Genomic DNA, 19,560 nt, shown 5'->3' with positions numbered 1-19,560 from the left:
ATCCGGCACGGAGAGCACTCGATGAGCACTGACACCCCATCGTATTTTTTCAGCGAAACCCAAACAGATCGCACGCAGCTAAGCGAGCGCCAACGCTCACGCAACTTTACCCTCAAGGACCTTGACTGGTTCGACTCGGTCTATCTGGCCACCGATGCTTTGCGGCGGGCGCACAAAGCGCCGATGCACGTCCAAACCCTGCAACTGAATGTGCTTGGTCAACCGGCTATTGAATTGGCGGGTGCATTCGTCATGAGCCCCGCCCCAGAAGGCGGGGTTGTTCTCTATACACCCGCTCGTGGTCTGGAAAAGCTGGAAAGCCATGAAATCCTCAAGACGCAACTGAAGTCGTGGCTCAAAGACTCGTCGCAGCGCCAAGCGTTGCTTGATTACCTTTCCATCTCCCAGCAAGTCACCCTGACGCCTACTGCAACCCTGACGATTACCGAACATACCGTGGCTGGCGCTGTCTTCGAAGCACAACATGCGACCCTCTCCAATAACCTGCTCGAAAATGCTCGTTTGATGCGCGAGGAGCTGCTCAAGCTGCCCAGTTTCACTTCTCTGCTGGATGAATACATTTCCTCTAAGTTGGCGCAGTCTTTTACGGGGGGCGATCAGCGCCAAATCCAAGTGCAGAGTTATGTCATCGACGCATCCAGCGAATCAGGCAATTCTGATTCGCCAACGTCCCGACACACGACCACCCGCTCCTTGAGCGAAACTGTCCTCAGGTATTTTGTCGCCAATGGCTGGCCTGTGGGTGAAACCCGGCGCTACCACAACCCCCAGCAGCCTACTCAGGAAGCTGATGATCAGTTGCGTTGGGACGTATCAGTCCAGGGATTGGCCCAGGGCTTGAAAGCATATATGAAGCAACAGCCCAAGACATTTTGGACGCTGCCGGCCGCCGCTGGGTTCTCACGGCTACAACTTTTTACCAACGCCATGGCCAATGCCTTTTTCACGGTGGTGCTGGAGCAACAACAGCAAACTACGATTACGGTTGAGCAGCGTCTGCAACTACAGGCCTTGCCGCTCAAGGCTGCGCTGCCTGCGACAACGCTTGCTCCTGCGATCGATGTTGAAAAGGCACTGCTGAGTGAGCCCGAACAGACCCCCGCCGAGCTGGCAGGCACACTTATCATCAGCAGTAACAAAAGCGACGATGGCTCGCCCTGGCTGCTCTATACCCCCCTCCAGGGCCTGCGATCGTTTACCGATCTGAGCGCCCTGAAAACCCACCTTCTCGATAGTCTCAACCCCCGGCAGCATGCCGATGCCTGGAGAAAGCATCTGTCCAGGCCGGAACGCTATAACGAAGTCGACCTGCTGGCCTGCGAAGTCACCAAAGGCCCCATCACCGGGGTTATTTTCCAACGCATCATGGAGGGCATCATTGAAAAACAAGGTCGCAACCTTGAATACGCCCTCGATCAGTATCGCCTGAGCCAGGGCACGATGGACCTCGATGCCCTGGTTGATCATGTGCTGGATGTACGTGGAATGATTGATCCAACATTACTGACCTTCGAACCCATGGGGCGTTGGAGTACCCAGTTGACAGAGACCTGGACGGCGACGGTGACTGAACCCAGGATTCCACCAACGCTTGCTGCAATGCGCACAACGGTGCATTTACTCGAAAACGTTACTGCCGAAATCGAACAACACCTATCGTTTCGCCCCTCGCTGGAGCGTTCCGTTATCACCTATCTCAATACCAAACTGTACGCTATCAAGCAGCAAGAGTTGCAGGCCGCGTGCCTCTCGGTACGCCAATACAGCAACCCTTCAAATGGCACTGACAAACCTCAACTGCTCTCATCGAGCAGTATGGTCGACTATTTTCTGGCGCGCTTATGTGGCGAAGTGGGTCCACTCATCGATCCGCTTAACACTCACGTCTATTCAACCCCTCCTGGCAAACCCGCCACCAAGGTCTCAGGTATGGACGCCGCTACGTTCAATACGCTGATCAACAGTGCAGTCGGTGGGTTTAAACAGTACCTGCGTAGAACCCACAGCGTGTCCCCCAACATGCAGCCCTTGCTGAGAAAGGCAATGGAGATGGGCTTGACAGGGGAAGTGCAAGTCAGGCTTTGGAACAACGCTTTATTGCCCCTCGACTACGAAGTGCTTTTGACCGTGTTAGGTATTTACGCCAGAGACTTACGCCCTGGCGTCAATGGGTTCCGCCCTGATGCGTTTTCTTTGCAGGTCGTACCGACTGGGCAGAATACCCCGCTGGTACTCAATAACTGTTTCGTGCTGACCGAGCGCGGCGGGCTTGATCTTCGATATTCGGGCCGCACGCTGCTGTGGACGCCCGCGTTGGGCCTGGAAAGCTTCTGCTCATTGAATGACTTCAAAGCAGAGATGGATCGACGCCTGGCAATCCCGAACGAGCGACAGGCTTTCCTGGCGAACCTGGCGCCACCGGACTGGGAGGCACAACCGAGCTATGCATTCAGTTCCCTTGAACTGATCGAAGACAACCTCGTTGAGCACTTGCAACGAACCTACGCTCAACAAAAAGACCGTGAACTGGCGCAAATCCTGTCCATGCAGCTATCGGTCGATCAGTTGCGTAAGCTCTGGCAGGTTCAAGCCACACAAAGCCTGGCGCCCACCAACGTGCAGCGTGCCAAGGACATGGTCCAGGCCATGATCCAGCAACAGGGTTTGCAATGGTTGGGCAAAGCCCATGCTGTGGATCAACAGCTGTACGTCGAATTGCTGGAGCAGTATCGAAACAACGTCACCGACCATCAGGATTACCTGCACGGGGTCGACTCACTGGCTCAGTTCACGCTCAAGAAACTCAGCACGTTACTCAAGGACCTTGACGTTCAGGACAGCGTCACACCTGATGAAGTCGAAGTCGGGCTACCGGCGCAGGGCAGTACACCTGCCCGCAACCAGTCGCTGCTGGACTATGCCTTGAGTCATCAGTCGTACTGGAAGGATGAGGTGCCCCTCTTCGCCAGCACCGGTACAACGCCGTTGCCATCCACCCTGGATGCGCAGACGCTGAAAACGCGGATACAGGCGTTGAACATCAACGTGGCTTACCAAACATACATCAAGTCCTTCCTGGGCCCTGCCAGCCCGGGCTTCGAGCAACGCTATACGCGATTCGCCAAGCAACTGCCGTGGCAATTGATGCAATACGCTCACGGCATGAGGTTGCAAGACCAGCTTTCACCAACGGCCTTCGGGCTCATTCAACAGATCATGGATATGCCCGATGCGATCGCCCGTGCGACAGTAGTGAATGCCAACGCCATGATCCGCCCTCTGGAACTGCTGGTGGATGACGGGAAGAAAACCATCAAGATTCCCGGGGCTTATTTGATCGGCTCCGCCTCCGGTGACGAGGGGCCTCAAATCCTTTATGCCCCCTATAGTCCAGGCTACACCCTCAAGGAATATACCGTTGAGGCCGCACTCCGTGCTGAGTTGACAGCCGCCGGCGCCTTACAGCGATGGGTTCGGCTGGGGGTCCCGGCTGTTGACCAAGCGGCACTGACAACCGCACTGGAGCAACCCCTGGCCAGCACCACCCTGCAGCTGGCAAGCAACCCCATCAACACGCCGCTGTTCAAACAGCTGTTCACCGACAATGTCGAGCTGCTGACAACGCTGCTGGGCTGCCAAAAAGCCGCTGATGCAGGAAATGCCTGGGATACGGCCAAGGCCGTGTTCTCTGAGGGCGTGCAGGCGGCCACTGTATTTTTTGCCGGCAAACTGGCCTACCCCCTGGTGGTCTGGCAGAGCTATAAACTGTTCAAGGCTTCTGCCGAGGAGCTGCAAAGCCACCAATGGCATGAGGCACTGGGTCATTTCATCGGTGGTGTCGCCGCGCTGGCCGATTTGAGCGATTCCATGCCTCCCGTATCAGAGGGCGGCATGCCCCCGGCACCCGAGCCGATCCCGCCGCCTTCCACACCTGCGACCTCTGTGGTGTCCTGGCCCGCGCTGGACATTACCGCTGCTTCCCGCACCCGGCTCCAGCGTTTCGAAGTCCTTGAGCCGAGCTTGGCCAGCCTGATCAAAGACACCTCACTCAACCTTTATCGATCGACCTCCAACCATTACTACGCGGCGGTGGCAGGGAAGGTGTTCGAAGTCATCAAGCATGGCCAGGGTTGGCGCATCATCGGTGATGGCGAAGTCGGTCCTGAGGTACAGCGCAACCCTCGACAACAGTGGATGCTCAGTAGCGCTGGCCCAGTGCTGACGGGGCGACGGACAATTGCGCGATTGCTTAATCGCTTCTACTCCGAGCCATTTGCGCGCTCGAGTATGAATGTATTGGCCAGCGGGATGCGCGAGATACGAGCGCTTTACGCTCGGGAATCCTGGCTTATCATCGATGCACTTGCCTTGGCGACGTTTTATGCAAAGAACGCCCAGGAAAATTTGCGCCTGATCACACAAACTCCCCTTGCTGCCCCTGAGCTGGTCAAACAGATCAAAACGTTTTTCGGCTTGCAGACGCTCGAGGTCGAACACCTTGAAAAAATTCAGGAGATCGTCGATACGGTCTGCACTGCGTTGATGGAGCCCTCACTGACCTCCTCGGACTCAACGCGATTTGTCATTGGCCGATCGCGGTTGCCGGCTCCTCAGGGTGGACACACGTTGATGGCCTTTACGATTGTCCCCGACCCCCTTCAACTGGTGTACTTGACCGAGACGTTTTTCAACCCGGGTCTGAAATACAGTCATTTGTTGACCAAGCCGTTCTATGTCAGCGCCCACGCCCGTGCGACCACCCTCATTCACGAAGTCACTCATCATGTCTGTGCGACGTTGGACTTGGCTTACGTGCATTCAGGCCATCCGTTTGATGACCTGATTGATCCGCAAACCCCTGAGGGCAGTAACACAAAAGCAGCCCTGGAAAAGCGCCATATTTCAAGACTGTCGCTCAATACTCCGACCCATGAGTTGTTCCAGGTTGTCGATGTTGCAACCGGCCTCAAATCAGACCCTGCCCAGGGCACGTCAACACAGCATGTGCTCGACAGGCTGCTCAGCGTCACAGGCACCCAGACCCTCGTCGATGCCCGGCGAGTTTTCCGTACCGATCCGCTTAAACGCATCCTTACGGTGCTTAACAACGCCGACTCCGTCGCCTACCTGATTGCACAATTGGGGCGTCGAAAAGAGAAACCTGTTGGCTTATGACTACAACGTCAGATCATCGCCCGGGCCGTTTGCTCCTGCGCAGCGAGGCGGGCATTAACTATTTGGCTTGTCTCGCTTCAAGGGGCGTGGCGTCTGGTTGAGGTGTTTGTTGAACTCCATCCAGGCCGCGAGGGCTGACATCAGCACCACACCGAGCAAGGCGGTGAGTAGTTGAATGAACACGGCGTCATCCGCCTGGGCATTGAGCATGTCCGCCAGTGGCGCCAGCACCACGCCCAGGCAGAACACTTCCAGGGAATAACGGCCCATCTGGCAAATCCGTTCAGCCAGACGGTTTTGCGTCCATTGCGGGTTTGGTAACAGCTTGGCGGTGACATAGGCCAGCGCCAGAAAGTGCACGAGACGCACCGGTGACAGGTTGGTCTTGCTGATGGGGTACAGCAGGTTGCTGAGCGTGGTGGGCATCACCGCATCATGGATTTCAGGCCAGAGCCACGACAGCGTGATCACGCCGGCTACCACCACATACAGCGCCGCCGCGACGAACAGCGGCTGGCGCTGTAAGGGGCGTGTCTCGGGCGCGCTGGGCCGCTGGCTGTAAATCGCCGCGGCGCCCCCCAGCACAAACAGCAATTGCCAGGTAACAGGGTTGAAATACCACACGCCATCGGCAATGGCGCGCAGGTTCCAGCCCATCCACGGCGCCATCAGGTATACCACCAGCGAGACACTCACCACGGCCCAGGGCGCGCGCACCATCAGCGGCAGCACCACGGACAAACCAGCCAGCAAGACGATGTACAACGGCAACGGATCCATCAGGTTGGGCTTGAAGCGCAACAGCAGTTCGTCGGTCAGTGCCTGTTGCGGGTGGGTGACGAAGTGCGTCAGGCCCATCTCCGCCACCAGGTCGCGGGTTTCTACATGGTTGTTGGCGAAGAACACGATACCCATCAGCATGGCCAGCAGGAAAATATGCACCACATACAACACCCAGGTGCGGCGCAGGATTTTCAGGCAGGCCATCCAATAACCTTCTCGCTGCATGACCTTGCCGTAGGCCAGCACCGAGGCGAACCCGGCGAGAAACACGAAGACCTCCGCCGCGTCGCTGAAGCCGAAGTTGCGCAGAGTGATCAGGCCAAGAGGGTTGTGGGGGACGTGATCCCAGAAAATGAAGATCAACGCCAGGCCCCGAAAAAAATCGATGCGCGGGTCGCGTCCGTTCAGCATGGCAGCGGGCTCTTGAACAAGTAGTTGAATGACGATAGGTGAGCGCGCGCGTTGTCGTACGCGGCACGTCGAGCGGGCGCAGGTTGGCGGTATTTGTAAGCAATTGCAAAGGTTGGATATTACTGAATGTCTCAGTTGTAGATAAGGGCACCTGTCAACCTTGACAGTAGACGCAAAAGGCGCGCCGTGGCTTGCTAACACGCAACCGCAAAGGACGACGGTATGGCCCGGCTATGGAAAGGTTTCACTCGTTACACAGTGATCGGTGTCGCCAATACGGTGATCCATTGGCAGCTGTTTTTTATGCTGCGGGCAGGGTTTGAGTTCAGCCAGGCGCTGAGTAATCTTCTGGCATTCTGTGTGGCGGCATCCTTCTCGTTTTATGTGAATGCCTTGTTCACCTTTGACATGCCGGTTTCCCTGGGCCGCTACCTGCTGTTCATGACGTGCATGGGAGTGCTAAGCCTGGGGGTAGGTTGGCTGGGTGATCATTTGCACATGCCAGGGCTTATCACTGTGCTGGTGTTTTCACTGTTCAGCCTGCTGTGCGGTTTTCTGCTGTCACGGTGGGTGGTGTTTCGCGAGCGTGGCCAATGAAGATCTCGTTGGTGGTACCGGTGTTCAACGAGGAACAGACGGTGGCCGATTTCTACCGTGCGGTTCGGCAAGAACCGTCGTTGCAGGCCCACACCGTTGAAATCGTATTTATCAACGATGGCAGCACCGACGGTACTGCCGAAGCCGCCGAGACGCTGGCGTTGGTTGATCACGACGTAATGCTGATCAACTTCTCACGCAATTTCGGTAAGGAAGCTGCCTTGTTCGCCGGGCTGGAATACGCCACGGGCGACGCGGTGGTACCGATGGATGTGGACCTGCAGGACCCGGTGGACGTCGTCCCACGGCTGATCGCCGAGTGGCAGCGGGGCGCCGATATGGTGCTGGCCAAACGGCGCGACCGCTCCAGCGACGGTTACCTCAAGCGTAACACCGCGTCGCTGTTCTACCGTTTGCTCAACCTTATCGCCTATACCCATATCGAAGAAAACGTCGGTGACTTCCGGTTGATGGACCGCAAGGTCGTGGACGTGATCAAGGCGCTGCCGGAACAGCAACTGTTCATGAAAGGCGTGCTGTCGTGGGCGGGGTTCACGGTGGCCATCGTTGAATACGATCGTGCTCCCAGAGCTGCGGGGCAGAGCAAGTTCAACGGCTGGAAACTGTGGAACCTGGCGCTGGACGGGATTACCTCGTTCAGTACCTTGCCGTTGCGGTTGTGGAGTTATATCGGCGGCGCAATTTCGTTATTGGCGTTGGTGTATGCCGGGTTTTTGATTGTGGACAAGGTGTTGTTTGGCAATGACGTGCCGGGGTATCCGTCGTTGATGACTGCGATTTTGTTTTTGGGCGGGGTGCAACTGATTGGGATTGGGATATTGGGGGAATATATAGGGCGGATTTATATAGAGGCGAAGCATCGGCCGCGGTATGTGGTCAAAAATACCGTGCGCAGTTTGAACTTTCAGGATGCGTCAGTGCAACGGGAAAGGAACCATGAAATCCGCTAGTGCGAGTGTGCAATATGTAGGCAATATAACGTACAGGGCATTGCTTCTGTTTACGGTTCTGTGTGTCGCTGGGTTGGTTCGGTTTTATCATCTTACGGACGCCTCTATTTGGTCAGATGAAGGGTTTAGCTTGATTTTGGCTACATGCTCGTTGTCGGATATTTGGTTGTTGAGCGGATTTGACGTTCATCCGCCACTTTATCATTTGATCTTGCATGGATGGATCATGTTGGTGGGGGGGGATGAGTTGGTCTGGATGCGTGGTCTAAGTGCTTCATTAGGGGTCTTGAATGTAGCGTTGGGGATCTGGTTGGTGCGCTTGGTTTCTAATGGGCGAGCCGCAATTGTTGCCGGTTTGTTATTAGCACTTTTGCCAATAGCTGTACGTTATAGTCAGGACGTCCGGATGTATAGTCTGTTGGGCGTGGAGCTGACGAGTGCCACGCTGGCCTTGGTTTACTGGGTGCGTAATCCAGAGCGAGCACGTTATTTGATTGTTTATGTATTGGCCGTAGTGGCCGCATTTTACACTCATTATTTTTCCATATTTTGTGTCGGGTCCCACTGGTTATATCTCCTTCTAGTACGCTGCCGTATTTTTGGAGGACAGCGCTACGTTTTTCGCCTCGATTGGTGGATGGCGAATATAGCGATCGTATTGCTTTACATGCCGTGGGTACCCTCATTAACGAAACATATCGCCAAGGGAACGCTGGGCTGGATTCAACCGGTGACGGTTTATAGTCTGCCGTCTGCGTTCTGGCGATTTATCACCCTGAATGATGGGTTGACGTATAGTTCATTAGTTTATTGGTTGTTGCCGATAATCATAGTTTTTTTGGGGGGAGTGGTCGTGCGAGGGGATAGCAGTCATCATAAATTTGGTCTATTGATGGTGCTATGTCTGTTTTCGACCTTGTTGGGGGCAATTGGAATATCTTTGTGGACCCCACTATTTGTTGAGCGCTACCTGTTTTTTGCTGCGCTGATGTTGCCGATGGTTATCGCTATTGCTCTAGTGGGAATAAAAAATAAATTAGTCTTTTCTGTGGTTTTAGGGGTGTGTGTTTGTTTGGAAATTGCAGGGTTGAGGAATAATTATAATGGTTTTCATACGATGAATAACCCCTCGCGTGTGGCGGATAATAGGGTAGCTGAACTAATGGCAGATTTTAATAGTGGTGTCGCCGCTGGTGACATCTTAGTCGCAAGCGATGTCTACCTGTTTTATGCCGCTGAATATTATAGCGGGAAGTCAGTAACGGTACTGTTTTACACGCCACCGCTCAAGGAAGGTCGCTCAGGCCGTCCTGGCTTTAATGATTTTCACGCGCCCTTAATGAAGTTTAGTGATGAAATTTATCTCGATAACCTGCAAACATTGAAGAGCGCGCAACGAGTATGGTGGTTGGCTTTTGACCATGCATTTGAATCAGATGCAGCTCGTATTCCTGCAGATTGGCGCCTCCTCTGGAGTAAGGCTGCCGGAGATAATGTGCTTGCGCTCTATGTGATTTGTAGTGGCGAGCAAGCACAGTCCCAAGAGCGCTGTCGGTGAGTGATGAGAGGGTAAGGAAACAACCTGTGGGCATATTCAGTTTGGCACCGCCGGTGGGACTGATTGGCCTCGGATAGGCAACTGACGCGTATCGCTCACCTCAAAATTCGCCTGGTTGGCAGTAGTCGAATCCGGCCCGACGAAGACGGTAAAACCGCCAGCTTCGACCTTCGGTGAAAAATGCTCGTCGAGCAAGGCAAAGTCCTGTTGGCCCAGGGAGAAACTGACGCTGCGACTTTCGCCCGGTGCCAAATGAATTTTGCGAAAACCCCGTAGTCGGCGCACTGGGCGGGTGACGCTGGCAACGTCATCGCGCAGGTATAACTGGACGATTTCATCGCCTGCCCGTTTGCCGGTGTTGGTGACGGTGACCTCAACCCCCAGCGTTTGTGTGGACGCCAGTCGAGTGTGACTAAGGCGAGGGGAGGAGTAGCTGAACGAGGTGTAGCTCAGGCCGAAGCCAAATGGATAGAGCGGTGTCCAGGGCACATCGATATAGGCGGATGCGTAACTGCCATCACCGCTGGGTGGGCGGCCTGTATTTTTATGCGCGTAGTAAATGGGTATCTGCCCCACATGGCGAGGGAAGGTCATTGGCAGCTTGCCGCTGGGGTTGACGTCACCAAACAGCACATCGGCCACGGCATTTCCGGTTTCGCTACCCAAAAACCAGGTTTCGAGCAATGCATGGGCTTGTTGCACTGAAGCATCGAGCACTAGGGGGCGGCCGTTCATGAGGACGATGACCAAGGGTTTCCCTGTCTCCAGTAATGAGTTTAGTAGCGCATTTTGCCCGCCCGGTAGACCGAGTTCGGCGCGGCTATGGGCTTCGCCGCTCTGTTCTGCGGTTTCTCCGAGTACGGCGATTATCAGGTCGCTGTCACGCGCGATTGTTTCGACCGGCGTGATGTCCTGGAGGTGCGGGCTGACGGGCGAAGCGCCGGGCAGGTAAGTAATCTCGGTGCCAGGGGCTACCGCATTGCGCAGGCCTTGCAAGACCGTGACGGAGTCTTCGGGGTTGGCAGCCCCGGCCCAAGGGCCGATGGTGGCGCTGGCGTCCGAAGCGAGGCTGCCGACCACCAGGACCTTGCCCGGTTGTTTGGAGAGCGGCAGCAGCGCGTCGTTGTTTTTTAGTAAGACGATAGATTTCTGTGCCGATTCTCGAGCCAGGGCACGGTGCTGTGGCGTTAGCTGGCTGGCCTGCTCGCGGGCTTCGTCGCTGTACCGGTAGGGATCATCGAACAGTCCCAGACGCTGCTTGGCTTTGAGGACGCGACGCACAGCGTCATCCAGGTTTTTACGCGACACCTGGCCGTTGCGCACCAGTGTCGGCAGGTGCAGGCGATAGGATTGACTGGCCATCTCGATATCCACCCCGGCATTGAACGCCAGTCGTGCGGTGTCGGCTGGCGTGCCGGCGATACCTTGTGGCCCCAGTTCCCAGACAGCATTGAAATCACTGACCAGCAAGCCGGCGAACCCCCACTGCTTGCGCAACAGACCGGTCAGCAGGGCGGTATGGCTGTGCATGGGAACGCCGGCCAGCTCGTTGAACGACGGCATGATTGCATCGACGCCGGCCGCGACGGCTGCCTGGAAGGGAGGCAAGTAAACCTCTCTCAGTGTCCGCTCCGACAGATCGGCGACGTTGTAGTCTCGACCGCCTTCGGCAGCCCCGTAGGCGACAAAGTGTTTTGCCGTAGCGAGCATGGATGAGATGTCAGGTGCACCTGCACCCTGGAACCCGTGCACAAGTGCGGCGGCCAATGCAGAGCCAAGGAACGGATCTTCGCCAGCACCTTCCACCACGCGGCCCCAACGCGGGTCACGGCTAATATCGACCATGGGCGCAAAGGTCCAATGCACGCCACTGGCGGTGGCCTCAACGGCCGCCACGCGAGCGGTTCGTTGGGCCAAGTCCGGGTCCCAGGCTGAGGCTAGCGCCAGGGGGACCGGGAACACTGTACGAAAACCGTGCACGACGTCATAAGCGAATAACAAGGGGATATGCAGCCGGGAACCGTTAACCACCTGCTCCTGCAACTGACGGGTAGCTTGCGCGCTGCTGGCCCCCAGTACCGAGCCCACGAGGGCCACTGGCATCTGCGTCTGTTCGCCTTGATCAATGACGGGGCCGGTAGGCGTGCTCTGGATACTGAGTTGGCTGAGCTGGCCGATTTTTTCTTCAAGGCTCATTTTCGCTAGTAGGTCCTCGACCGGATCATTCTGGGCTACGGCCACTAGCGGGAGGGAGACGAGTAGTAATGAGGCTAAACTTAAAGGCATGGTTGCGCCGTCCATGGGCAGGGTGTATGCCTTCAAGTATTTTGCATCCGAGCAGGATCATCTACTGTCAGAGTTGACAGTGCGGGGCTGTTTTCAGACAGGGGCCATCAGCAAAACCCGGCACGGCTTGGCCTGATACGCGTTGATCTGCGGCACCAACCGTTTGAAGTGCTCGGTCTGGCAGTGCGCATCCAGCGCCGCCTGATCAGGCCATTGTTCGATAAAGATAAAATGCCCTGGGTCTTTTTGATCGACAAACAGATCGTAGGCAACGCACAGCGGTTCCTGGCGGGTTTTTTCCACCAGTTCGGCGTACCACGGGCGCACGGTTTCCAGGTGCTCGGGCTTGATAAAGTCTTCAGCGATGACTTTCAACATGGTAGGCGTCCTTCAGGCAGCAGCGGTTTCATGGGGCTCAAAACTGTCTGCTCGCGCCATCTGCCACATGCGCGAATAGAACTCGCCGTTCACGTCTCCCGTGAGCAATTCGCCGGGCTTCAAGAACACATGCAGCTGCGAGAACAGTTTGATCTCTGTTGCCGACATGCGTCGCACCAAGTGCTTGGCCGACAACTGCGACGGATGATCCAGGCCCGCGGCGGCAAGCATTTCGGCCAGGGCGTGCAGCGTGTTGCGGTGGAAGTTGAACACACGCTGGGCCTTGTCCGGCACGACCAAGGCACGTTGGCGCAGTGGGTCTTGCGTGGCCACGCCGGTCGGGCATTTGTTGGTGTGGCATGACTGGGACTGGATGCAGCCAATGGCGAACATGAAGCCACGTGCCGAGTTGGCCCAGTCGGCGCCGATGGCCAGGACGCTGGCGATATCGAACGCACTGACAATCTTGCCGCTGGCGCCGAGTTTGATTTTGTCGCGCAGGTTCAGGCCCACCAGGGTGTTGTGCACAAACAGCAAACCCTCACGCAGCGGCACGCCGATATGGTCGGTGAACTCCACGGGGGCTGCGCCGGTGCCACCTTCCTTGCCATCGACCACGATAAAGTCGGGGAGGATGCCGGTTTCGAGCATGGCCTTGGCGATGCCCATGAATTCCCACGGGTGGCCCAGACAGAACTTGAAACCCACGGGTTTGCCGCCGGACAGTTCACGCAATTGGGCGATGAAGTGCATCAGTTCGATGGGCGTGGAAAACGCACTGTGGCGCGACGGCGAGATGCAGTCTTCGCCCATCATGATGCCGCGGGTGTCGGCGATTTCCTGGGTGACCTTGTGCTTGGGCAGGATCCCGCCATGGCCGGGCTTGGCACCCTGGCTCATCTTGATTTCAATCATGCGCACCTGCGGGTTTTGCGCCTGCGCGGCAAAGCGTTCCGGGTCGAAACGGCCGTCGCTGGTGCGGCAGCCGAAGTAGCCGCTGCCCAGTTCCCAGGTCAGGTCGCCACCGTTTTCACGGTGGTAGGGGCTGATGCTGCCTTCACCGGTGTCGTGGGCAAAGTTGCCGAGTTTGGCACCTTGGTTGAGCGCGCGAATTGCGTTGGCGCTCAGCGAGCCGAAGCTCATGGCCGAGATGTTGAACACCGACGCCGAGTACGGTTGTGTGCACTGCGGGCCGCCGACCATCACGCGAAATGCGCTGGGGTCGCTCAACGGTGCCGGGCGCATGGAGTGGCCGATAAATTCGAAGCCCGACTGGTATACATCGATCAAGGTGCCGAAGGGCTTGTCTGCGGTTTCGTTCTTGGCGCGCGAATACACCAGCGAACGCTGGGCCCGAGAGAAGGGCAGGGCGTCGCTGTCGGATTCGAGCAGGTATTGGCGGATTTCCGGGCGGATGCCTTCCACCAGGTAACGGATATTGCCCAGGATCGGGTAGTTGCGGCGCACCGCGTGGGGGCTTTGCAGCAGGTCGAAAATGCCGATCAGGCTGAGGATGCCGGTGACCAGAGTAATGGGCCACAACCATTCGTGTTCGATAAAGGGCAGGCTGGCGAGGGTGAAAATGACGCACACAGCAAAGAAGGCGTAGCGGCTTAACAAGGACAGGCTCATACGGTTTCCTTGGGTTCGGACTCTTCAGGTCGATCACCCATTCTGCACCTCTGGATTAAGCACGGACAAGGATTGATCGCTCAGTCGCGTATTTGTGCGTCTATGCATCAGTCCAGACAAAAAAAGCTATCAGCCTCATAGAGGAACTTATGACTGCCCAATCACCATTCATCGAATGTAAGACTAAGGACGCTGTTAATCAGAAGGAATGTATAACAACAGAGCGAGAGACTTACCTATGTCTATATCGATATCGGCATCGAACAATACTCATCATGCCTCGATTTATATCCCGATCATTCCTAACTGGGTTAAAAGCCAATTAACCGGCTCCCAACGAGAGCAAGTCGCCCAAGAACATCAACGAATGGAAGGTATCGAGAAACCTGAGCGGAATGTGAGTCGCAAGCCGGAAATCTCCACTGGCCGTCCACCGGGTGATACCCGCACTGCGGACGAAATCATCAACGACAATCCGATCCTCAAAAACCTCGGCCATCAAAAAGATATTAATCGTCCATTGGCTTACAAACTTCTGGGTGATTGGACGAGCAACAATAAAGACCCTGAGTCACGAGCGGATGCCGCATTCAACGCTGCGCGGGTGCTTAACTATATCGATACGTCTTTATCGACTACAGGCGAACACCGAGGCAAAGCCCATGACAATGGCGACCTTGAAGGCATCACCCGTAGCGGTGATGCGCGGCACGGCACGCCGGCAGGCATGTGGAAGGACTTTACGGAGCAAGGTTATTCAGCCCTACGGCACCATCACCGCTTGGACAGTACCAACGACCGCCATGTCACCCAGGGCGGCGCCAACAAAGATAACCTGCAGCATGTTTCCGGTAAGATCGGCAAGAGAACCTGGTTTATCCCGGGGCTGAGCAATATTCTCCTGGGCATCAGCGACTCAAATGCGGGGTTGGCGGAGGCTGTGAAGGGGGCCAAGAAGGGGTTCGATAAAACTCGGGCTGATGGTTTTGACCAGGCACTTTTCAGTGCTGCGAGGGGGAATTTGGTGGGGGTCGTTCAAGGCTATGTCAACGCAGTGAAGCACAACGAAGCCACGCCTGATTTGGTTAAGTCAAAACTCGGGGCGACCGGCAGTTGAGTCGGATTGGTTTGAACCGATGAGCTCAATCATGGATTAGCTCGATTTCCTGGAAAGGGACCTCCAGGAAACGGCTAGAACTTTTCCTGCTGGTATTATTGCAATCGGTTCTCGTTTGCAGGTGTTTTTAGTGTTACTGTATAACATGTCTAATGCACCCAAACGCCCCGGAGGCCTTATGAAAGCTGGTATCCACCCCGACTACCGCACCGTACTGTTCCACGACACCGCCGCCGACGTGTACTTCCTCATCGGCTCCACTGCCGACAGCGACCGCACCCACACACACAGCGACGGCAACACCTATCCCTATATCCCGTTGGATGTTTCAAGTGCTTCGCACCCGGTCTACACCGGCCAACAGCGCAAGACCCAAGCCGAAGGCCGCATTGCCGGCTTCAACAAGCGCTTTGCCTCGTTTGGGTCGACCCCGAAAAAAGCCGACGCGTGAGGATGATTCGGCGGCGTGCCCTACGCCGCCTTCTGGCGAATCGGCAACACCACGCGAAATGTCGTGCCCCTGCCCAGTTCGCTGCTGACGGAGATATCCCCGCCGTGTTTCTTGATGATGCCGTAGGACAGTGACAATCCCAGTCCAGTCCCTTCGCCCACAGGCTTGGTGGTAAAGAACGGGTCGAAAATCTTCTGTAAGCTTTCAGGGGCAATTCCGCAGCCGTTATCGGCCACTTCCAGCCAGATATTCTCGCCTTCCACGCCGTTGCTGATGGTAATGGTGCCACGCTGGGGCCCCATGGCCTGGGCCGCATTGATCACCAGGTTCATCACTACCTGATTGAGCTGCGAGGCCAGGCATTCGATGTCCGGCAGGGGCGTGTAGTGCTTGACCACGTCGGCCTTGTACTTGAGTTCGCTGGCGACGATGTTCAGGGTCGAATCGATGCCTTGCTGCAGGTCAGCCAGTTGCCAGGTCTGGTCGTTATCCACGCGTGAGAAGTTCTTCAGGTCTTTGACGATCTGCACGACACGGCCAATCCCTTCCTTGGATTCGCGGATCAGGATCGGTATGTCTTCCTTGAGGAAATCCAGTTCCAGGTCGGTGCGCAAAACCTTTAGCTGATCCCGCTGTTCTGGCGCCGCGAGGTGTTCCTCGCTGCGTTGATAGGCGTCGAGCATCTGTTGCAGCTGCGTGAAGTAGCTGTCGAGCGTGCTGAGGTTGGAGGAAATAAACCCCACCGGGTTGTTGATTTCATGGGCGACGCCGGCGGCGAGCTGCCCAAGGGAGGCGAGCTTTTCCGACTGCACCAGTTGGCTTTCCAGATGCTTGCGCTCGTTGATTTCCAATTGCAGCGCCTGGGTGCGTTCTTCAACCAGTTGTTCCAGCAGAGATGTTTGCAGCGACGCACGCCGGGCCATGTCCCATTTATTAGCCAGGGTATTGGCCATCTGTTGCACTTCAATATTGTCGAACGGTTTTTTCAGGATCAGCAAACGGTCATGGGCCTGCAGGCGCAACAGCAGGTCTTCCCAGGAGTAATCCGAGTACGCGGTGCACACCACCACTTGCAACTCGGGTGCGACCTGCCATAACGCCTCGATCGTCTTCGCGCCGTCCCAGCCTTGGGGCATGCGCATATCAACGAACGCCAGTGCATAAGGACGCTGCTGCGCCATGGCGCTGGTGAGCAAGCCCAGACCCTCTTCGCCGCCATAGGCCGAATGCAGTTCGAACGCCTGGGCCTGGGGCTTGGCCGCGTCACCAAACAGTGCCGACTCCATGTCATCCAGCGCCTGGTTGGGCGCAGTATCCGGCATCAGGATCTTGCGAAAATCCTCATGAATGGACGGTGTGTCATCGATCAGCAGGACGCGCCGGTTGGGAGGTTGGTTCATGAGCTGCTTCCGGCAAGGGTCAGGGGAATGGTCAAGGTGAATACCGCGCCGAGGCCCGGCCCGTCGCTGTGAGCACTGAGCTGGCCGTGCATTTGCACCGCGGCCAGGGCGCAGCTGTGCAGGCCGAAGCCATGACCTTCTTTGCGCGTGGTAAAACCATGGGTGAAGATCCGTGTCATGTTCTCGGGTGGTATGCCTTCGCCATCGTCCTTCACACTGATCTTCAAGGTATCTTCACCCTGGGCCTCGACCTTCAGCGTGATTTGCCGTGGCCTCTCGGAAAGGTTGGACATGGCGTACTTGGCGTTGCTGATCAGGTTGACCATGATCAGCAGCAGGCGATGCTTGTCGCCGAGGATCTGCGGTACCTGTGCGTATTCCTTGACCACAGTGACGTGGTGACGGCTCAGCGCGCCGGCGTTCATGCGCAGGGCATCGTCCATCAAGGCGCCGATATTGATCGGCTCCAGCAATGTGGCGGCGCCGGCATAGGATTGCTGGGTCGAGACGATGTCCTTGATGTGATCGATGCTTTTGCTCAGTTGCGCCAGCTCATCGCTCATGCCCTGTTGCTCCACGGCGATCGCTTCCACCAGTTGGTTGAGGTAGCCGGGCAGCAATTTGCCCTTTGCATCTTCGGTGAGAAAGGTGCCCAGGTCGCCCTGGTGTGCGTTGATCAATTGCATCGCTTTACCCAGGCCCAGCGCTTTGCTGCCGCGCAGTTTACGGCTGACCAGCTCGGCAGAAATATTCACGCTGTTGAGCACGTTGCCGACGTTGTGCAGCACGTTGGTGGCGATCTCTGCCATGCCTGCCTGGCGGGCGCTGTCCAGCAGTTCGCTCTGGGCATCCTTGAGTTGTTGGGTGCGCCGTTCTACCCGTTGCTCCAGGGTTTCGTTGGCCGATTGCAAGGCGCGATTGACGCGGTTGATCTCGGCGAAACTGCGCAGCAGACGCACCGCCAGGTAGAGCAACAGCACCACCAGCAGCGTCGAGAAGATCAGCAGGTAGCGATGATATTGATGGTCAACGAGGTCCGCGGTCTGCTGGTCCTGATTGAGGTGGGTGGTCAGGTCATCGAGGCGCTCGGCCACCGGCACGGCGGCAATGCGTTCGAGGAGGCTGTTGACCAGCGGCTGCTCGCGCAGGATCAGCGAAATATGGTTACTGAGGATATCCACCGGCGCCTGGAACTCACTGGGCAGGCTCTGTTTGTTGATCGCCAGTTTGCCCAGGCCCACCAGGATATCGGCGGCGCGTTCATCGCTGGTGACCTGGGCAAACTCCAGGCTGCTGAGCAGCAGGTCGTAAGTGTCGGTGGCCACGCCTTGCAGTTGCAGCCGGCCTTGATCGTCAATCTGGTTGAATTGGGCTTGAATGTCGTCTTCGGCGGTCGGCAAAAACGCCAGCGAGTTGCGCAACACGGCGTTGTGGGACTTGAACTGATCCACCAGTCGGGCTTTTTCCTGGATGGCGGCCACATACGCTGCCTGGCTGGCTTGCCAACTCGGCAGGTCGGCAGGGTTGTGGTAGGTGTCGCGGCCTTGTAGTTCAGACCAGATACGGGTCATGTCCGAGAGGGGCGTGACCAGCGGATCGTAGTTGTGGGTAATCGCGATCCGGGCCTTGAGCACTTCACTGTCCCATTGGGCATTGAGTTGCTGAAGCTGGCGGATCAGGTCCCGGGACTGGGTATAAGTGGCTGTTTGGTCGCGGGAAGATTTGAGGTACAAAAACACCAGTGTAGAGGCCAATAACAAGGCTATCAGGCCCAGCAGCATCTGGCTGGCACGACGGCGCGAGAAACGTCTCATAGCGGCTTGCCCGCCCATTCGCCGGTCAAGGTTCTGAGAAACTGGATAATCAGCTCCTTGTCTTCCTGAGAAGGATTGCGCCCCAACTGATACTTGAACATCACGTCAACCGCCTCTTCAAGCGTCTTGGCCGAGGCGTCGTGGAAGTAAGGTGCGGTGACGGCCACATTGCGCAGGCTGGGCACCTTGAACACGTGGCGGTCCTCTTCATCGCCGGTCAGCAGGTAGCGGCCCAGGTCCGATTCGACCGGGTTGCCTCGTGCCTTGAAGTAATCGTCCATCACGCCGAATTTCTGCAACATATTGCCGCCGATATTCACGCCCTGATGGCAGGCAATACAGCCGTACTCCTTGAAACGCTGGTAGCCGTATTTTTCCTTGATCGTCAGTATCTCGGTGTTGCCCAGCAGGTACTGGTCGAACCGCGAGTTGGGCGTCAGCAGCGTGCGCTCGTAACTCGCCAGCGCATCCTGCACGTTAGCGGCACTGACGCCATCGGCATACACCTGCGCGAAGGCGCGCTGGTAATCAGGGTAGGCGGACAGGTTGTATTCCACAGCTTTCCAGTCGCTGCCCATTTCCACCGGGCTGATGACCGCGTGCTCGATCTGCGCTTGAAGGGTGTCGACCCGGCCATTCCAGAACTGCTTGAAGTTCAGGCTGGCGTTGAACACGGTGGGCGTATTGAGTGGCACCGGCTTGCCATCCAGGCCAAGGGAGAAAGATTTGTTGTCGGCGCCGCCGGTTTCCAGGTGATGGCAGCTGGCGCAGGACAAGCTGTTATTGGCCGATAAGCGCGGATCATTGAACAGCCGACGGCCCAGCTCAACCTTGGCCGGATCCTGTAGGGGAACACTCGGCAACGGCTTTAGGGCTTCGTCCAGCGGTGCGGCCGCGAGTACTGCGCCGGTGCACAGGCCCAACGCGAGCACAAGGCTGAATCGGGTAGTTGAAACGTTGCTCAAG

Annotated in this window: 13 protein-coding genes; 6 read left to right on the top strand and 7 right to left on the bottom strand. The window is 56.8% G+C overall.

What is annotated here, in order from left to right; translation table 11 throughout:
• Positions 1–21: 21 nt before the first annotated feature.
• Positions 22–5,196 carry a dermonecrotic toxin domain-containing protein gene (locus JH25_RS18445; RefSeq protein WP_032877575.1) on the top strand — a complete coding sequence of 1,725 codons (5,175 nt, stop codon included), beginning with the start codon at positions 22–24 and terminating at the stop codon, positions 5,194–5,196.
• A 54-nt stretch (positions 5,197–5,250) separates the two neighbouring features.
• On the opposite strand, the gene JH25_RS18450 is transcribed toward JH25_RS18445, so the two are convergent.
• Complete coding sequence (locus JH25_RS18450; protein ID WP_032877573.1) at positions 5,251–6,390, bottom strand: OpgC domain-containing protein; 1,140 nt, start codon at positions 6,388–6,390, stop codon at positions 5,251–5,253.
• Positions 6,391–6,612: 222 nt separating this feature from the next.
• Between JH25_RS18450 and JH25_RS18455 the strand changes: the two genes are divergently transcribed.
• From JH25_RS18455 to JH25_RS0127005, 3 genes are read left to right on the top strand one after another with little or no spacing between them, the layout of a single operon-like run.
• Positions 6,613–6,987: a GtrA family protein gene (locus JH25_RS18455; protein ID WP_032877571.1), complete on the top strand. Its 375-nt coding sequence runs from the start codon at positions 6,613–6,615 to the stop codon at positions 6,985–6,987.
• A complete protein-coding gene (locus JH25_RS18460; protein ID WP_032877569.1) occupies positions 6,984–7,958 on the top strand; it encodes a glycosyltransferase family 2 protein in 975 nt (324 codons plus the stop codon). Before JH25_RS18455 ends, JH25_RS18460 begins: the two co-directional genes overlap by 4 nt.
• Positions 7,945–9,516: a glycosyltransferase family 39 protein gene (locus JH25_RS0127005; RefSeq protein ID WP_164699509.1), complete on the top strand. Its 1,572-nt coding sequence runs from the start codon at positions 7,945–7,947 to the stop codon at positions 9,514–9,516. Before JH25_RS18460 ends, JH25_RS0127005 begins: the two co-directional genes overlap by 14 nt.
• 36 nt (positions 9,517–9,552) lie before the next feature.
• On the opposite strand, the gene JH25_RS0127000 is transcribed toward JH25_RS0127005, so the two are convergent.
• The 3 genes from JH25_RS0127000 to JH25_RS18470 all read right to left on the bottom strand — a co-directional run bounded on the left by JH25_RS0127000 (position 9,553) and on the right by JH25_RS18470 (position 13,812).
• Positions 9,553–11,802: a glycoside hydrolase family 3 N-terminal domain-containing protein gene (locus JH25_RS0127000; protein ID WP_081883354.1), complete on the bottom strand. Its 2,250-nt coding sequence runs from the start codon at positions 11,800–11,802 to the stop codon at positions 9,553–9,555.
• 93 nt (positions 11,803–11,895) lie between these two features.
• Complete coding sequence (locus tag JH25_RS18465) at positions 11,896–12,180, bottom strand: putative quinol monooxygenase (RefSeq protein WP_032877566.1); 285 nt, start codon at positions 12,178–12,180, stop codon at positions 11,896–11,898.
• Positions 12,181–12,192: 12 nt separating this feature from the next.
• Positions 12,193–13,812 carry an FMN-binding glutamate synthase family protein gene (locus tag JH25_RS18470; protein ID WP_032877564.1) on the bottom strand — a complete coding sequence of 540 codons (1,620 nt, stop codon included), beginning with the start codon at positions 13,810–13,812 and terminating at the stop codon, positions 12,193–12,195.
• 238 nt (positions 13,813–14,050) lie between these two features.
• On the opposite strand from JH25_RS18470, the gene JH25_RS18475 reads away from it, so the two are divergent.
• The gene (locus JH25_RS18475) at positions 14,051–14,929 is read left to right on the top strand and encodes a hypothetical protein (RefSeq protein WP_236648032.1); all 879 of its coding nucleotides are present in this window, start codon (positions 14,051–14,053) and stop codon (positions 14,927–14,929) included.
• Positions 14,930–15,107: 178 nt separating this feature from the next.
• A complete protein-coding gene (locus tag JH25_RS18480; RefSeq protein WP_032877562.1) occupies positions 15,108–15,380 on the top strand; it encodes a type B 50S ribosomal protein L31 in 273 nt (90 codons plus the stop codon).
• A 20-nt stretch (positions 15,381–15,400) separates the two neighbouring features.
• Here the strand turns inward: JH25_RS18480 and JH25_RS18485 are convergent, their stop codons facing one another.
• The 3 genes from JH25_RS18485 to JH25_RS18495 are packed head-to-tail and all read right to left on the bottom strand — an operon-like array spanning position 15,401 to position 19,559.
• Positions 15,401–16,780, bottom strand: a complete 1,380-nt coding sequence (locus JH25_RS18485; protein ID WP_032877560.1) for an ATP-binding protein — start codon at positions 16,778–16,780, stop codon at positions 15,401–15,403.
• A complete protein-coding gene (locus tag JH25_RS18490; RefSeq protein ID WP_032881082.1) occupies positions 16,777–18,594 on the bottom strand; it encodes a DAHL domain-containing protein in 1,818 nt (605 codons plus the stop codon). Before JH25_RS18490 ends, JH25_RS18485 begins: the two co-directional genes overlap by 4 nt.
• Positions 18,591–19,559, bottom strand: coding sequence for a cytochrome-c peroxidase (locus JH25_RS18495; protein WP_032877558.1), 969 nt, complete (start codon positions 19,557–19,559; stop codon positions 18,591–18,593). The genes JH25_RS18490 and JH25_RS18495 overlap by 4 nt, the downstream gene beginning before the upstream one ends.
• Position 19,560: the final 1 nt, after the last annotated feature.

This window comes from Pseudomonas sp. BRG-100 (assembly GCF_000737955.1).
In the GTDB taxonomy this organism is placed as follows: domain Bacteria; phylum Pseudomonadota; class Gammaproteobacteria; order Pseudomonadales; family Pseudomonadaceae; genus Aquipseudomonas; species Aquipseudomonas synxantha_A.
Note: the sequence above shows the minus strand (reverse complement) of the source record. Positions and strands in the feature narration are given on the sequence as shown.

What these genes read in the sequence shown, in the direction of transcription:
- JH25_RS18445 (WP_032877575.1), top strand. Translation starts at nt 22, where the DNA reads ATGAGCACTGACACCCCATCGTATTTTTTCAGCGAAACCCAAACAGAT.
- JH25_RS18450 (WP_032877573.1), bottom strand. Translation starts at nt 6,390, where the DNA reads ATGCTGAACGGACGCGACCCGCGCATCGATTTTTTTCGGGGCCTGGCG.
- JH25_RS18455 (WP_032877571.1), top strand. Translation starts at nt 6,613, where the DNA reads ATGGCCCGGCTATGGAAAGGTTTCACTCGTTACACAGTGATCGGTGTC.
- JH25_RS18460 (WP_032877569.1), top strand. Translation starts at nt 6,984, where the DNA reads ATGAAGATCTCGTTGGTGGTACCGGTGTTCAACGAGGAACAGACGGTG.
- JH25_RS0127005 (WP_164699509.1), top strand. Translation starts at nt 7,945, where the DNA reads ATGAAATCCGCTAGTGCGAGTGTGCAATATGTAGGCAATATAACGTAC.
- JH25_RS0127000 (WP_081883354.1), bottom strand. Translation starts at nt 11,802, where the DNA reads ATGCCTTTAAGTTTAGCCTCATTACTACTCGTCTCCCTCCCGCTAGTG.
- JH25_RS18465 (WP_032877566.1), bottom strand. Translation starts at nt 12,180, where the DNA reads ATGTTGAAAGTCATCGCTGAAGACTTTATCAAGCCCGAGCACCTGGAA.
- JH25_RS18470 (WP_032877564.1), bottom strand. Translation starts at nt 13,812, where the DNA reads ATGAGCCTGTCCTTGTTAAGCCGCTACGCCTTCTTTGCTGTGTGCGTC.
- JH25_RS18475 (WP_236648032.1), top strand. Translation starts at nt 14,051, where the DNA reads ATGTCTATATCGATATCGGCATCGAACAATACTCATCATGCCTCGATT.
- JH25_RS18480 (WP_032877562.1), top strand. Translation starts at nt 15,108, where the DNA reads ATGAAAGCTGGTATCCACCCCGACTACCGCACCGTACTGTTCCACGAC.
- JH25_RS18485 (WP_032877560.1), bottom strand. Translation starts at nt 16,780, where the DNA reads ATGAACCAACCTCCCAACCGGCGCGTCCTGCTGATCGATGACACACCG.
- JH25_RS18490 (WP_032881082.1), bottom strand. Translation starts at nt 18,594, where the DNA reads ATGAGACGTTTCTCGCGCCGTCGTGCCAGCCAGATGCTGCTGGGCCTG.